The organism is Paenibacillus assamensis DSM 18201, from assembly GCF_000422445.1.
Taxonomy (GTDB): domain Bacteria; phylum Bacillota; class Bacilli; order Paenibacillales; family Paenibacillaceae; genus Paenibacillus_B; species Paenibacillus_B assamensis.
This window is the reverse complement of record NZ_AULU01000010.1, coordinates 45,032-60,056: the sequence shown is the minus strand read 5'-3', so window position 1 is coordinate 60,056 and position 15,025 is coordinate 45,032. Positions and strand designations below refer to the sequence as shown.

Here is a 15,025-nt window from a genome sequence, read left to right as displayed (position 1 = left end):
ACGCGTACAAGTATAGAATAAACGAAATCCATAGGAGGTGAAAACATTGCGTTCTGTCGTATGGCTATATTTATTTTTGTTCGTAGCCTTCTTCGATTTGCATGCCCAATATCCGATATTAACGCCTTTTGCTGTTTCCCTTGGTGCGGCCCCTTCCTTTATTGGACTTATGATGGGCTTGTATTCCTTCACCCATTTACCCGGGAATATACTGGCAGGGTACGGTGTCGATCGTTACGGAAGTCGTATATTTATTATGTGGAGTCTGATGGGGGCTGGAGTTCTTTTAATTTTACAAGCCCATGTTACTGATCCATGGCAACTGCTTATCGTACGTTCGATCAGCGGTTTTGTATTGGCCTTCCTATCCCCTGCATGCTTGGCACTGCTCGCTCGCTATGCAGAAGATCAAGTGCAGCAAGGTAAGTTGATGGCAGGCAATGGACTCATTCATACCCTTGCATCTGTTGTATCTCCGGCCGCGGGGGCATACCTCGTATCCAAGCTTGGATTCACGATGGCTTTTCAGGCTCTAGGTATTGGTTTGCTAGTTATCGGTGCACTTGCATCCGTCCTTATACGTCCGCCACAGCTTGCAAACCCAGCAAGAGGATTGACCGAAGCCAAGAAAACAACAAATGAGTCTCACTCCTCTCAAGCTGGTCACAACATCACCGCAGTCCAAACAAGTGCTCAAGAAGCCCAAGTACAACCTATACCGCTTAGATTTTTTCTACTTCCTTTAGCGATTGCCTGTTCACAAGGCATTTTATTTTTTGAGCTTCCCTTTGCAGCGAATGCGCTACAGTCCGTTGTAAAGACTGGCATGTTGTTCACCGCAGTCAGTTTAGGTGCCTTATTCACACTAAGTTTGTTGTTTTTAAACCGGTACTCCGCCTTCCTTAGAACTTGGCTTGGTTCTTTTTGCTTATCTATCCTTTTCTTCTGTATGGCGATTGATGCACCAATACCGCTATACGTTACTTTATTTCTAATCGGCATGACAAAAGGAGTTACGCTGCCTGCGCTTTCTGCCCACCTGCTACAACTAAGTGGAGGCGCTCGATATGGACGTATTTTCTCAACGTTGTCTATCGCCTTCTCCATCGGATCATTTCTTGGTCCCATGTTGGCAGGGCAGCTTCGATCTTATGTGTCTCCCTTTTTCATCGCCTTCATCATTCTAATGACTGCGGTCACATTTATACCGTGGTATCGCCCTTGGCAGGCGATTCCTGCAAGCTCCAATCTGCAGCGTACCTAAATCCATTCATCCATATTACAAACAGGCGAATACCTATCTTCGTTAGATCTGGGTAAACACACAGCACGACTGCTGCCCTGCTTCATACAATACATTGTGTTCGATGATAAGAGCTGAAAGAGGTGAACAGAATGTCTCATTGTGTGGATCCTTGCAATGTTAATCCTTGCTTCGGTGGTAATAATTATGGTGGATTAACAGGAGTCGGTTGCGTCCTTGTCCTTTTCATCTTATTAGTTATCATTTTAAGAGCTGTCTGTTTCTAACAGTGTCACACTCTCTCCCTCATGCGGCTTGCTGGCTAAGCAAGCCGTTTATTTTTATTCTGTACGTTCCGTGCGCAACGTTTTACTGCCGTTGTGATACACTATATAGAACAAACGGACATGTTTAATCTTTGTATGGTAAGAAGGTGCGCACATGAATATGAATGATACAGAAATTGTGATTATTGTAGAAGGCAAAAATGACCGCAGCAGACTGCGTCGCTTATTGAATGATTATGTTGTTATACTATGTACATTCGGAACCTTGAACACAGCCAAGTTGGAAACCCTTATCAAGCAGGTGGGTGATCGAGAAGTTTATTTATTTATGGATAATGATGCTTCAGGGAAAAAAATAAGAGGCGTGCTAAGAGATGCTTTCCCAGATGCTGAGCATATTTATACACGTAGAGGCTACGCAGGGGTGGAAGGAACGCCTGATGAATACGTCATTCAGCAGCTAGAAAAAGCGGGGCTAGAGGAATACATCATGTATCCGACTCCAACCCCGTTTGAGTAACAAGTATTCAACATATAAAAGATTACGATTCAAGAAGCTTCATAACACCAGCGGTGATTGTTTCTGCGGTAACGTCATCCGAGTCCATTTTAACGTTATAAACTTTGCGAATATTGCCCTCGCTATCTACTAACGTAACATAGTTCGAGTGTGAGAAGTTGCCGTCCTTGTCCTTAATGACGAGTGAACCAAACTGTTCCATCCATTCAGCGGTCTTCTTCTCTTCTCCTCGCAAAAAGTACCAGCCGCTTAAATCCGCTTTATTTTTCTCCAATGCCCATTTCTTCAGCACTTCTTTCGAGTCTCGCTCTGGATCAAAGGTGACGGAATGAAATACGACATCTTTGCCAAATACACCTTTCTCCTTCAACATATCCTGAGCTTCTGTCAGCATATAAGTGGTTGGAGGACATACATCTGGGCAACTGGCGAAGAAGAAATAGAATAAGCGAACTTTGCCTTCCGTATCCGCTAAAGAAACCGTCTTGCCATCGACATTTTCTAGTGAAAAGTCTGGAGCCTGCTTAATAACTGAAAAATCAGCATTTGGATCAGACTGTCCTGCGCCCTCATTTAAAATGCCGGATCCGTATATCCATGCTGCCGCAATACCAAACAAAAACACCAATGAGAATAAAAAGATTTGTAACGAATACTTTTTCACAAAAGCTGCCACAGCTCCCGCTCCCCTTCGCATCATCTTCTCTTGAATGTCAATTCACTTGCTTTGTCATCGTCTCTCAATTAGTGATTACTTGCCCATTGTGTCTAAAATGATAACAAAGAAATGCAGCATAATTGCATAAATGGAAATCATAAATGCTTTGCGTGCCCATACTTCGTCGTTAGAGGTACGCAGCCCTGAAATACACACATATAACCAATATGCATTAATCAAGGTACCTAAAATTGCATATATGATCCCTGCATAATCATACCAGTAAAACAGCCAAGGAAGCGGAAGAAGTAAGACTAAATAAGGAATCATTTGCAACTTCGTACGCTTAATACCTTTCACAACCGGAAGCAAAGGATAGCCTGCTGCGCGATACTCTTCTACTCGCAGTACGCCAAGAGCCCAGAAGTGTGGCGGCTGCCATAAGAACAGCAAGGCAAACATAAGAACAGTACCAAGATCAACAGATCCAGTTACCGCTGTATAACCAATAACGGGTGGCATTGCACCTGGTATCGCTCCTACAGATGTGCTCCAAGTAGAAGTTCGTTTGAGCCATAACGTATAAACAACCACGTATCCGAACACTCCAATGAGTCCAAAAAGTCCTGCTACGGGATTAACGAGTAAGAATAATACAAGTAGTCCTGCGATGCCAAGTGCAATGGCATATCCTAACACGACATGAGGCTGTAAGCGCCCAGATGGTAGAGCACGCTTCTGCGTCCTTTCCATCTTGGTGTCGAAATCTCGGTCAAAATAATTATTAAACACGCAAGAAGAAGCCATTGTTAAAGTGGCTCCTACAATCATCCACAATAAAGTTACCCAAGGTATATCCCACTTAGCCGCAACCCAGAATCCAGCTATCGCTGCTAATAAATTTGAGCGAATTATTCCTGGTTTCGTAAGCTGAATGAACTCTTTCCATAACCGTTCCCGAGTTGGCTCCTCAGTTATAATTGCGGATTCCGGCGAAGTTCTATATGTGATTTGCTTATCCACGTATCACGTTCCTCCTTGTTGTTCTCCGAACGAGCAGAATTTGATAACTCCTGCTGTAATCTTCATCATAGCAAATAAGATCAATTAATGACAATGTTCATTGCAATCGTTCATCAATTTGACAATTCAATGGATGGAGTTTCATATTTATTCAGATACATGAACAGCACGAGCAAACTCCCAAATATGAAGCTTTGCTTTTCCCCCTGGAATACAATCTGTAATCTCATCCCATTCACTGTGTTCTTCCAACCGTATTCGCTTCATTGACTCGTATTGCTCCACCGTTGTATTTAGCCATTGTTCTACAAATACATTTGGCTGGTCTGTTCCTTCGTACCACAGCACGTCCTGTCTGTTCGCCAATTGTTTGGCAGCCTTCTTTACGTAAATATCCCGCTTAGCAGGATCGATTCGATATTCGACAAATATAATGCGTTCCATGACCATCCTCCATTTAAGTTGGAACCGTCTCTTAGGCGGTCTTTTTCTTTTATTTATATTTTGCTTCAAGTCTGACCACAATACAACAGCGGAGGTGCAAGTCAATGGATTCTATATCGCATCTGGCTATTGGATTAGGCTTAGCGGGTCTTTCACAAATTGATCCCATTGTCGCAGCAGACACTACGACAGCAACTGCTGTATTAGCAGGAACGATCATTGGTTCCCAGGCTCCTGATTTTGATACCATTTTTAAATTAAAAGGCAATGAAATTTATGTACGAAACCATCGAGGCTTCTCACACTCGCTTCCGATGTTAATCGTCTGGAGCTTGCTTATTACTGGTGGATTACATCTGCTCATACCGACAAACCATTGGCCACATGTGTTGTTATGGACTGCTATCGCTGTTGTGCTTCATGTTTTTACAGACCTGTTCAATACGTATGGAACACAAGCTATTCGCCCATTTTCAGAACGATGGATCTCGTGGAACATCATCCCGATTTTTGATCCATTTATTTTTACTTCTCATCTTGTTGCAGTAGGCATATGGATGTTCGGATGGATTGAGCCTACCGTGATTTTCCCCGTCCTGTACATGATACTCGCTGTTTACTACGTATGGCGGACCTTGACTCATCGCTTACTTATACGGAGATTGCCAAAGCTCGATGATGAATACAAGCCAGGAGAGCGTTATACCTTAATTCCGACAGTTGTCTGGTCACAATGGAATCTTGTAAAGAAATGTAAAGACGATGTGTTTCGTGTAGGCCAGCTTCATAAAAATCGTGTAGTCAGTTGGACGGAAACAGCAGCGTGTGATAGACACCCTGCCTTAGAAGCTTCGAAAAAGGAGACTGTCGTACAGACGTTTCAATATTTCACCCGTTATGGCTGTGCAACTGTACAACCAACAGGATATGGATTTGTTGTACGCTGGGTAGATGTAAGATATCGCCACCGCAAGCAATATCCGTTTGTAGCTGTCGTCATGATGAATGCACAATATGAAACCCTTGATACGTATATTGGATGGTTAAGTGAAGAGAAGCTTTATAAGCGATGCGGATTAGAACCTGTATAGCTTGGAAGTTCCTTCTTTATTCGAGAACTGAAACATGTTACATTGTTAATAACATGCAGCCTATAGCATGCGGACCGTTTTCCAAGTCCGTATGTTTTTTTGTGAGAAATAACTTATCACAGCTATCTACTCGCTTCCATTATATCGGAAAGTACCAGAACCAACCTTTCTCACACAACAAAAAGCTGCCCCGCGCGCTGGGACAGCTGTCTGCCACTCTTAACAAAGAGCGTGCTGTATAACTCGAAAAAAATGACTTGGGGCAATTAACGACCTGCGCCACCTGCGCCGCCTGACAATTGTTGTTCCCCGATTTGCACAAGACGCTTCGTAATGTAACCACCGATTGTTCCAGTGTCACGAGTCGTGTAGTTACCGTAGTAGCCGTCCTGTGGAATTGGAATACCCAATTCCTGTGCAATTTCGTATTTCATTTGTTGCAAAGCTGCAGTCGCTTGTGGAACGACCAAGTTGTTAGTACGAGATTGGTTGTTTGCCATGATAAGAAAATCCCCTTTCACGATGGCTGTTCGGTTATGCAAGCTTGCAAGCTTATTTTGTCCGCTTCTCTTATTGTTATTCTTACATTTTTATCATTTATCGCAAAAGGTTGCAGCGCTAAGGGATTGCTGAATCAACTTGTGAACAAAGGAGAGATTATCATGCCCAAACGATTAGCTTTATGGTTCGCTTTCTCCTCCATCATCCTCTTAACGATAACAAGCATCACCTTAAGCTCAAATGGTTGGATTTCCTTACTATGTGCTGTGTTGGCATTCTTCAATGTAGGATTTGGATTTATGTTCAAGGCAAAATATCGTAAGCAAGCAGAACAGCAAGCTGCTGCTGCTGCAAACTCTGCTGATCCTTCACAGTCAGCAAAGTAAAGCTCGATTCAATTGTTCTTGATTAAGTAAACAACTAATACAACTAATCAGCCAACAATAAAAGACCGGACGTATGCCACTGAGGCCTACATCCGGTCTATACCTATTACAACCATTCCATTTTAGCTTGTGATAGCCGTAGCCATACTTAGCGTGGCATCACAAAGCCCATCCGTTTTTTCACATCATCAAGCTTTAATTGAGCAACTTCTTGCGCACGTTCTGCTCCTTGCTTCAACACATCATACAACTCGCCTGATTGTCTCACTTCACGATAACGAGCTTGCAACGGCTCCAAGAAATTAGCAACAAGCTCCGCCAAATCCTTCTTGAACGGGCCATACATTTGACCTTCATATTTCGCTTCAATCTCAGCTACACTCAAGCCAGCAATATGAGAATAGATACCTAACAGATTGCTGATCTCAGGCTTATTAACCGGATCAAACTTAACCAACGCTTCGGAATCTGTCTTCGCACGGCTAATCTTCTTGCGAACAACCGCTGGGTCATCCAAGAGGGCAATATAGCTTCCCGCATTCGGATTACTCTTGCTCATTTTTTTAGATGCATCATCAAGGGACATAATACGAGCCCCTACTTCAGGTATATAAGGCTCAGGCATCCGGAATGTATCCCCGTAGCGATGGTTAAAGCGGTTCGCTAAGTCACGAGTCAACTCTAAATGCTGCTTCTGATCGTCACCCACAGGAATAAGCTCTGCGTTATAAACAAGAATATCGGCCGCCATCAATGCTGGATATACGAACAATCCAGCAGGAACAGATTCTTTCCCTTCAGACTTATCCTTGAACTGAGTCATACGCTCAAGCTCGCCCATGTTCGTAATTGTCGTCATCAACCAGCCAAGCTCAGCATGCTGTGGCACATGAGACTGTAGGAAAATAGAAGCTTTGCTTGGATCGATTCCTGCAGCCAAGTATAATGCTGCTACTTGCTCGGATTGCTCGCGAAGTGCGGCTGGATCTTGAGGCACCGTAATAGCGTGCAAATCCACGATCATAAAGAAGCACTCATGCTCATGCTGCAGCTTCACAAAATTCTGCATTGCCCCAATATAGTTACCCATCGTCAACTGACCGCTCGGTTGAATACCTGATAATACGCGTTTCATATGGATCATCACTCCTTTTAAGATTATGATTGTTCGGGTTATTCCTTGCACCTTAACAGAAATATCGTGAATGGGATAAGGCAGTTCAGAAGCTCAATGTTATGCAAAATAGCAGTAATCGAGCTATACGTGAACAAACTTGTGAACGCAAAAAAAGGCCTTTCGTCAAGGGACGAAAGACCGTGTTGCCACCCTAATTCACTTCGATGTCACGTTGTCATATCAGCATATTGCATCTGATACACGTAACAAACCTAACTCGAAGCCTCTCCTCCATAACGCAGAGCTGCGGTCATAGCATACTAATATACTTCAATAAACAAAGTATACGTTCCTCAAGACACTCCGAGGTCCATTCAATCACGACGTCCGCACCGATTCCCACCTACCATCGGCTCTCTGCAGCGAATTCATCACAATCTACTTATCCTCATCAACGATTTCTGTTCCGTATAAGCAAGCAAATAGTTATTTGTTAGATTATCAGCCGTATCATCATTTGTCAACAATTGCATGCTAAGCTCGCAGCCTACTATGCTCCGCATCCCGTTCTACCGCTATCTCAGCAATCTTTTATGCAAACAAGCAGTATGACATTGCGCCTCCCATTTGCTATCATTAACGTATTGATTGCTTACATAAAGGAGAGGATTCCATGCATCAAATTACAAAGGGAACTTGGAATGGGCACGAAACGATCATTATGCACAGCGAGACACTTGAAGCAACGTTGCTGCCCAGCCTCGGTAACAATATCATTCGTTTGTGGGATAAGCAAGCTGAACGTGATGTGCTGAGAACACCAGCGGAGAGTGACTTCGATTATTACATGACCAAGCCATATCACTTCGGCATACCCATGCTGATGCCGCCTGGACGCATTCGTCGCGGTCGCTTCGCCTATGCAGGGGTCGATTATCAATTCGACCAAAATACAGCGAATGACAATCACATTCACGGCCTCCATCGCACGCAAGCTTGGACGGTTCAATCTGCTGTGGTAGAACATGATCAATGTATCGTTACTACCGTATTCCGTACGGAAGAAGATGCGAATTGGATGAGGCAATATCCAACACCACTTGAGTTGAAATTAACACATATTTTAAAAGGACACCGCTTAACACAAAAGCTGGAAATGACAAACATAGGCGAGCAGCCTGCGCCATTTGGCTATGGTACACATACATGGTTCCAGCTTGACAGCGAACCTGAGAAATGGACGCTTCAAGTCCCTGTCTCTGGCATCTATGAGCTTGATCATGAGCTTATTATGACAGGGAGAACATTGCCGCTAGGCGAACACGAAGGCTTGAATAAGGGACAAAATCTACAAGGAACCAACTATGATACTGTTTTCAGTACTGGTGGACAACGACCAGAAGCTTGGCTAACGCGTGAAGATGGCTATCGAATCCGCTACGCAGGCAACGAGCCTTATTTCAAACATTGGGTGTTGTACACACGTGGCGAAGCCAATGAAATTATTTGTGTGGAGCCATATACGTGGCTGCCTGATGCACCTAATCTTCCTTTCGATCAGGACACAACAGGCCTTATCGAACTGCTGCCCAACACGCCTGTTGAACTCGTGCTTGAGCTAGATATTATCCATCCATAGCGCCCAGTCTGTAACGAGTTACTTCGAAAACTACAGACCATTCGTGAAAGACAAAAATAATGCCAAGCATCCACGACAGATGCTTGGCATTATTTACATTCACCATCCTATTAACCGTATGCATATTTACAAATTACTTTTCCATACTAACTTCATAGGAGGTGAACAACATGGCAGGAAATCAAGCTAACAACCAAAGCCGCACGAACAACCTCGTTGTTCCACAAGCAACTGCAGCTTTACAACAATTAAAATATGAAATTGCACATGAGCTAGGAATTCCAATTCCACAAGACGGCTACTACGGCAATTACACCACTCGTGACACAGGTACTATTGGTGGTTACATCACAAAACGCCTTGTCCAAATTGGTGAACAGCAACTAGCTGGCGGACGCAGTACGCGCTAACTAATTGTATCAATGTGACGCTTCTCCACCTATATACTTAACTCCTAGTGCCGAAGAAGCTCAACTAGAGCTTCTTCTTTTTGTTGTGAAGTGATACAGCATCATTTCGCCGTGGTCATACGACTTCAAATCGAGCTGCTATGTTACATAGATGAGACCTGCTTGCTGCTAACCTTTTTATATACTTGCTTACGCTTCTTCGATTGACTGGACCATATCATGAATCCAATCGCAGCTAATGCGGCGCACACGATACCGAAGCTGTACATCCCTGCACCGCCATACGATTCATGCAGCGCTCCACCAATTGATCCTCCTGCAATACCAGCGACGCCAATAAACAGCATGTTCAACAGTGCTTGACCCGTTGCATTCATTTCCCTCGGCAAAATTCGGGCAACGAATTCGATAGATGTTACCCAAACCGCTACAAAAGTAATGGCATGCATCGCTTGAATCGCGACAATCGCCCACGGATCCGTAAACACTACACACAGCCCCCACCGAATTGTATACAAAATGGATACGATCAAGAGCATGCGCTGCATCGAAAATCTTTTCACGATATTGCCCATAAAGAAAAAGCCAACAATTTCACTCGCTCCAGCTACTGCCCAAGCCCATGAAATATGATTGCCTGTCCCACCTTCAGCTTGAAGATGAATGCTAAGCAGACCATCGTTCATACGATGAGGAATTGCAATCAGCATAAGCATGCCGAAGAACACCAACAAGGTTGGGTTCGAAAATACTTGTCGAACGGACTGCCAATTCAAAGTACGAGGTTTGCCTGCCTCCTCCACTTCACCTACTCCTGAAGTGAGCGCCTCTGGTTCACGCATAATTAAAAACATCATCATAACTCCAGACCAAATGCTGAGGAATATCCATAGGAGAGCGCTAACCCCACCAATCTGATCGAAAAACATGCCCATTCCTACAAGCATAAGACAGAAGCCAACAGATCCCCACAATCGAATAGAACTGTAGGTGGTACCTAATACAGGTGCCATTTTCACAGTTAAGGCATCCAACAACGATACGGTAGGCATGAAAAAGATATACATGATTAATAAACTTGCTGTCGTTATGTAAGGGTCGGTCGTTAGAAACATTGTTGTTGCACAAATCCCCATTACTAGCCACAGCGACAATAGGAGCGGACGAACCGCTCCCATTCTATCGCTTATCACTCCTGCCACCGGCTGGGCAAACATAGCAATAAAAGGTCCGAGCATAAGCAGTGTACTCGTCTCAATCGTACTGAACCCTCTTTGCATCAGCAGCAGCGGCAAGTAAGGAATAAATACAGAGTTTGTTGAATGGAACAACGTGTGTACCAGTTTAAGCTGTATAGAATTCACTATTTTACTGCATCCTTATTATCCGTCATCGCTAAAAATTGCTCAATATCTTGAACCGTCACATCAATTGCACTTTGCCAGAAGTCTGCTTGTGTCAAATCAACACCAAGATGCTTCTGAGCCAAATCTTCTACCGTCATACTGCCTGTATCGCGCAGCAAATCATCATACTTCGCTGCAAACGTTGTTCCTTCTTCCTGTGCACGTGCATACAAGCCCGTGCTGAACAAGTAGCCGAACGTATACGGGAAGTTGTAGAATGGAACACCGGTCAAATAGAAGTGTAATTTAGATGCCCAGAAATGCGGATGGTACGATGACAGCGAGTCACAGTATGCTTCCTTCTGCGCTTCTTCCATAAGTTCGTTCAATTGCTCAACAGAGAGCAAGCCTTTGCGGCGCTCTTCATAGAAGCGAGTTTCGAACAAGAAGCGTGCATGAATGTTCATAAAGAATGCAACAGAACGTTGAATTTTGTCTTCGATTAAGGAAAGCTTCTCATCCTCATCCTTCGCTTGTTTTACAGCAGAATCCGCAACGATCATCTCAGCAAACGTTGAAGCCGTCTCTGCCACATTCATGGCATAATTCTGCGCCATTTCTGGCAGATCATCCATAACAAATTGATGGTATCCATGACCAAGTTCATGTGCCAACGTGGATACATTAGATGGTGTACCGGCATAAGTCATAAAGATGCGTGTTTGCTTACTTACCGGAAGTCCTGTACAGAATCCACCTGGACGCTTGCCAGCGCGATCCTCTACCTCAATCCATCCATTCTCAAAGGCGTGTACAGAAAATTGCGCCATTTTCTCACTGAACTTATTGAACTGCTCAACGATCATTTGCGCGCCTTCATCATATCCAATCTTAGATTGCGTGCTGCCGATTGGAGCATCTACATCGCACCAAGATAAGCGCTCTACACCTAACAGCTTCGCCTTGCGCTCCAAATATTTCACGAATGCTGGCTTGTTCTTCACAATCGTATCCCACATCGCATTCAAGGTGTCCGTAGACATACGGTTAATAGCCAAAGGTTCTTTCAACACATTATCCCAACCACGATGCTCATACAGCTTCAAGCGGAAGCCGCCAATACGGTTCAACGATTCAGCACAGAAGTCAGCTTGTTCAGACCAAGCTTGTTCCCACAGCTTGAATGTTTCTTCACGAACTTCACGTTCAGGATGAGACAGACGGTTATGCGCTTGTCCTGCAGACAATTGCAATTGTGCTCCATTATCCTCTACTTCAATACGTATTTGTGAAACAATACGGTTATACAATTCTCCCCACGCATGGTAACCATCGATAGATAGATCCCCAATTAGCGCCTCTTGTTCTGGAGAAAGCTTCTCACGTGCCCAATCTCTACGTTCATTCAATGGAAATTGGATGCCCTTCATATCCGGCAAAGAAATGTATTGCTGCCAGAGCTCATCGTTCATCGCGCTCCATTTCTCATCAAACAACGTATTCAACGTAACTAGCTGTGCACGTAAGCTTTGTACACGTCCTGTCAATTGAATTGCCTTCTTGTCTTTCACATTTTGCGACGTCAAGCAGCCAATAAAGCTTCCCACTTCGTGCGCTCGCGCCGAGATATCCTGCATATCCAACGTGTTTGCTGCAAGTTTATGTACGTCTTCCGTTGTTTCGATGACAGGAAACTGCTTCAATGTCTCATGCAATACTTGCATGTCTTTCTCCAATTGAACCATAGCCTGTTGGAGCTCTTCTGATTCAGAGCCTCCAGAGAAAATAACTTCCAAGTCCCACGTTTGCTGTAGAGGTAATTTCACGATGTACACACCTTTCTGAATTGGTATAACTGTAGCAGCACGAAACGTTTGATTCATGTTGTCTATTCTAAGCTGTACTCATTTGTTCGGAATTGAGCTTCAATTCCCGATTTGTCAATTCGGTGCTGAACGTGTATAACTAGACTATAATCCATATTACACCCGTGGTCCTGCTAGGTTCAACAAAGATATTATTTGAAGGAGGTCTATCGATGAGACCATTACAAATATCAGCTGACACTGCTGTCAAGCTGTCTGAAGCTCTTGGTGTCCCATTAGAACAATTGATGCATATGCCGCAGCACATATTGATGCAAAAACTTGCCGAGATCGCGGCCCAATCGTCATCAAATTCATCAGAAGAGAAAGTGGACGGCAAGGAGGCTTAACTATGATTCCATTTGAAAATACACTTCCCTATGATGAACAGATGGGAGATCTTTACGCGCAGCAATGTCCTTATTGTCATCAGAAGCATGTACTATTACCAATCCGCCCTGAGGAACTGCCAGATATCCATGATGGCAAGAAGCGCTTGCTCGTATTCCCTTGCTGCAACAGCAGCGTGACAATAGTAGACGCAGACAGTGATTATTTGCTTGCTAACAAGAAATTGCCTAGACTACCTTAGTCACCAACGCTAATGGCTACTTATTCGTATTTCTATTACGAATGAATCTGCAGTCACTTTTCACATGCGAATTCATAAATCATTTTACCCCGGATTGACTCTATGTAAGAGCGCCGGGGTTTTGTCTGTTTGTGCATGGCTGTGGAAATAAAATTCCCCTTTACACGATTGGAACAATTTAGTTATAATCCACTTGTGATAATAATGAAACATAGTTTCATACAATGGAACGATACGGATGAGGGGGCAAATCCATGGATATCAAAAAGCAAGTATTGCAGCAGTTCGGCCAACACGCATCGAAGTATGTTTCAAGCCAAACTCATGCTAAAGGAAAAGACTTAGATCTGCTCGTCATGCTAGCTTTAAGCGAGAATCACTCTTCTGTACTTGACATTGCCACTGGTGGCGGACATGTTGCTAATGCATTGGCACCTTACGCCAAGCACATTGTTGCTTATGATATGACACCTGAGATTCTTGCGAGTGCGGAATCATTTATAACAGGGAATGGACATCAGCATATTCAGTTTGTAGAAGGGGACGCTGAGAAGCTCCCGTTTGCTGACCACAGCTTTGATATTATTACCTGTCGGATTGCCGCTCACCATTTCCCTGACGTCCATTCGTTTATTCAAGAATCATACCGTGTGCTTAAACGAAACGGTCGATTATTGATTATTGATAACGTAGCTCCTGAATCAGACCTCCTTGACCAATTTTACAATACCGTTGAGAAAAAGAGGGACCCTAGCCACAACCGAGCGTTTAAGAAAGGGGAATGGATGTATTTTTTGGAATCCAGCGGCTTTACTATCGAAAGCATGTATACGTTCCCTAAAACATTTGCCTTTGATGAATGGTTTAAGCGCATGGGGCAATCCGATCAAGTTCGGCAAGAGCTTACTCAACTGATGCTGGAAGCATCATATGACACACAACATTACTTCCGAATTCAAACGAGCAAACAGCAAATCATCAGCTTCCGTGGGCAATCTGCACTTATTCAAGCCAAAAAAGAAGTTTAAAAATGCTTGTTGATAAACACACAAGCCATCCTGTACACGCTGCGGCGCATAACGGGATGGCTTGTTTTATTTTCTAAAAATTTTTATGTGAACATCTTATGTTATTACCACGGTTACCAAGCAAACTTTACAGTACAATCCGTTTCTCTTGGAACATTTCATCTGGTGTTTCTAGCTTCTGAGCTTGCATCTCTTCACGCATAACCGCCCATTGCTCACGCGCCGCACGAATCATCGCCGCATCCATAATTTTTTTATCATGAATGAGTCTTGCAAAGCATTTAGCAGCATCTTGAAATTGACCAAGCCGACGATATAACTCACCTATCATATAAATGAGTTTTGCATCATTTAGCTCGGCAGCTTCTTTTTCAAAAACAGCCACGTATGCTTGTAGAGCAAACTTCAAATACCGCAGTTCTTGTTCGGTATTATTCCGATACCGATGCAGCCATGCTGTATGATGAAGCAGCCCCGCCAGCACTCTGTCGCTCTCTTGAATCGTTTGCGCGGTCAGTACTGCCAATTGGTACGTTTGCAAAGCCATTTCCCAGTTCCGCTCTGCCCCATAATCTCGTGCTGTCCACTGCTTGCCGATCCGTTCTTGAAACTGCGCTTTCTGCTTGTCCGTCCATTGCTTTTTACTGTTCTCTGTCGTTGCACACCCACAATGCGGACATACACACACCACATAATAGTCAGGATTGTAGCGTTCATTTGAATAGTGTTGACAGAAGTCACTGTCCACTTGTTTGGCATGCTTAAATCGGGAGCGAACTCTTGATGTTCGATAAGGTATGTCACATTGAGGACACCGAACATCAATTTGATATAAAGGCTCAACTTCAACCGAGGAATTCATTTACAATATGCCC

General features: G+C 43.8%; 17 protein-coding genes and 1 other annotated feature. Of the genes, 9 read left to right on the top strand and 8 right to left on the bottom strand.

The genetic code is table 11. The features are described from left to right. The first annotated feature begins 46 nt into the window (after positions 1 to 46). Positions 47 to 1,264, top strand: a complete 1,218-nt coding sequence (locus H580_RS0106360; RefSeq protein WP_028594034.1) for an MFS transporter — start codon at positions 47 to 49, stop codon at positions 1,262 to 1,264. A gap of 420 nt (positions 1,265 to 1,684) precedes the next feature. Further along, positions 1,685 to 2,050 (top strand): toprim domain-containing protein, encoded by a 366-nt coding sequence (locus H580_RS0106355; RefSeq protein ID WP_425414115.1) that lies wholly within the window; start codon positions 1,685 to 1,687, stop codon positions 2,048 to 2,050. A 22-nt stretch (positions 2,051 to 2,072) separates the two neighbouring features. On the opposite strand, the gene H580_RS0106350 is transcribed toward H580_RS0106355, so the two are convergent. The 3 genes from H580_RS0106350 to H580_RS0106340 all read right to left on the bottom strand — a co-directional run bounded on the left by H580_RS0106350 (position 2,073) and on the right by H580_RS0106340 (position 4,175). Further along, entirely contained in the window at positions 2,073 to 2,726 is a 654-nt protein-coding gene (locus tag H580_RS0106350) for an SCO family protein (RefSeq protein WP_028594032.1), read from the bottom strand. Positions 2,727 to 2,801: 75 nt separating this feature from the next. Next, entirely contained in the window at positions 2,802 to 3,731 is a 930-nt protein-coding gene (gene cyoE / locus H580_RS0106345) for a heme o synthase (protein ID WP_028594031.1), read from the bottom strand. Positions 3,732 to 3,878: 147 nt separating this feature from the next. Continuing rightward, positions 3,879 to 4,175: a hypothetical protein gene (locus H580_RS0106340; protein WP_245583506.1), complete on the bottom strand. Its 297-nt coding sequence runs from the start codon at positions 4,173 to 4,175 to the stop codon at positions 3,879 to 3,881. A 104-nt stretch (positions 4,176 to 4,279) separates the two neighbouring features. Between H580_RS0106340 and H580_RS0106335 the strand changes: the two genes are divergently transcribed. Then, positions 4,280 to 5,266: a metal-dependent hydrolase gene (locus H580_RS0106335; protein WP_028594029.1), complete on the top strand. Its 987-nt coding sequence runs from the start codon at positions 4,280 to 4,282 to the stop codon at positions 5,264 to 5,266. A 266-nt stretch (positions 5,267 to 5,532) separates the two neighbouring features. On the opposite strand, the gene H580_RS0106330 is transcribed toward H580_RS0106335, so the two are convergent. Then, entirely contained in the window at positions 5,533 to 5,766 is a 234-nt protein-coding gene (locus H580_RS0106330) for an alpha/beta-type small acid-soluble spore protein (RefSeq protein WP_028594028.1), read from the bottom strand. 162 nt (positions 5,767 to 5,928) lie between these two features. Here H580_RS0106330 and H580_RS0106325 point away from each other — a divergent pair, with 162 nt between their 5' ends. Then, positions 5,929 to 6,153 carry a DUF5325 family protein gene (locus H580_RS0106325; RefSeq protein WP_028594027.1) on the top strand — a complete coding sequence of 75 codons (225 nt, stop codon included), beginning with the start codon at positions 5,929 to 5,931 and terminating at the stop codon, positions 6,151 to 6,153. 148 nt (positions 6,154 to 6,301) lie between these two features. Here H580_RS0106325 and trpS read toward each other — a convergent pair whose 3' ends face one another. Continuing rightward, on the bottom strand, positions 6,302 to 7,288 hold the full coding sequence (gene trpS, locus H580_RS0106320) for a tryptophan--tRNA ligase (protein WP_028594026.1): 987 nt from the start codon (positions 7,286 to 7,288) through the stop codon (positions 6,302 to 6,304). Positions 7,289 to 7,453: 165 nt separating this feature from the next. Continuing rightward, positions 7,454 to 7,734: a binding site (T-box leader), on the bottom strand. A gap of 209 nt (positions 7,735 to 7,943) precedes the next feature. Between trpS and H580_RS0106315 the strand changes: the two genes are divergently transcribed. Both H580_RS0106315 and H580_RS0106310 read left to right on the top strand, forming a co-directional pair. Then, positions 7,944 to 8,909, top strand: a complete 966-nt coding sequence (locus H580_RS0106315) for an aldose 1-epimerase (protein WP_028594025.1) — start codon at positions 7,944 to 7,946, stop codon at positions 8,907 to 8,909. Between the two features lie 170 nt (positions 8,910 to 9,079). Then, a complete protein-coding gene (locus tag H580_RS0106310) occupies positions 9,080 to 9,319 on the top strand; it encodes an alpha/beta-type small acid-soluble spore protein (protein ID WP_028594024.1) in 240 nt (79 codons plus the stop codon). Positions 9,320 to 9,462: 143 nt separating this feature from the next. Here H580_RS0106310 and H580_RS0106305 read toward each other — a convergent pair whose 3' ends face one another. Both H580_RS0106305 and H580_RS0106300 read right to left on the bottom strand, forming a co-directional pair. Beyond that, a complete protein-coding gene (locus H580_RS0106305; RefSeq protein ID WP_245583505.1) occupies positions 9,463 to 10,683 on the bottom strand; it encodes an MFS transporter in 1,221 nt (406 codons plus the stop codon). Next, positions 10,683 to 12,491 carry a M3 family oligoendopeptidase gene (locus H580_RS0106300; RefSeq protein ID WP_036604804.1) on the bottom strand — a complete coding sequence of 603 codons (1,809 nt, stop codon included), beginning with the start codon at positions 12,489 to 12,491 and terminating at the stop codon, positions 10,683 to 10,685. The genes H580_RS0106305 and H580_RS0106300 overlap by 1 nt, the downstream gene beginning before the upstream one ends. Positions 12,492 to 12,703: 212 nt before the next feature. Between H580_RS0106300 and H580_RS25765 the strand changes: the two genes are divergently transcribed. The 3 genes from H580_RS25765 to H580_RS0106285 all read left to right on the top strand — a co-directional run bounded on the left by H580_RS25765 (position 12,704) and on the right by H580_RS0106285 (position 14,150). Continuing rightward, a complete protein-coding gene (locus H580_RS25765; RefSeq protein ID WP_084509008.1) occupies positions 12,704 to 12,880 on the top strand; it encodes a YycC family protein in 177 nt (58 codons plus the stop codon). A gap of 2 nt (positions 12,881 to 12,882) precedes the next feature. Further along, a complete protein-coding gene (locus tag H580_RS0106290; protein ID WP_028594021.1) occupies positions 12,883 to 13,122 on the top strand; it encodes a hypothetical protein in 240 nt (79 codons plus the stop codon). A gap of 254 nt (positions 13,123 to 13,376) precedes the next feature. Then, entirely contained in the window at positions 13,377 to 14,150 is a 774-nt protein-coding gene (locus H580_RS0106285; RefSeq protein WP_028594020.1) for a class I SAM-dependent methyltransferase, read from the top strand. A 127-nt stretch (positions 14,151 to 14,277) separates the two neighbouring features. Here H580_RS0106285 and H580_RS0106280 read toward each other — a convergent pair whose 3' ends face one another. After that, on the bottom strand, positions 14,278 to 15,012 hold the full coding sequence (locus H580_RS0106280) for a DUF2225 domain-containing protein (protein WP_028594019.1): 735 nt from the start codon (positions 15,010 to 15,012) through the stop codon (positions 14,278 to 14,280). Positions 15,013 to 15,025: the final 13 nt, after the last annotated feature.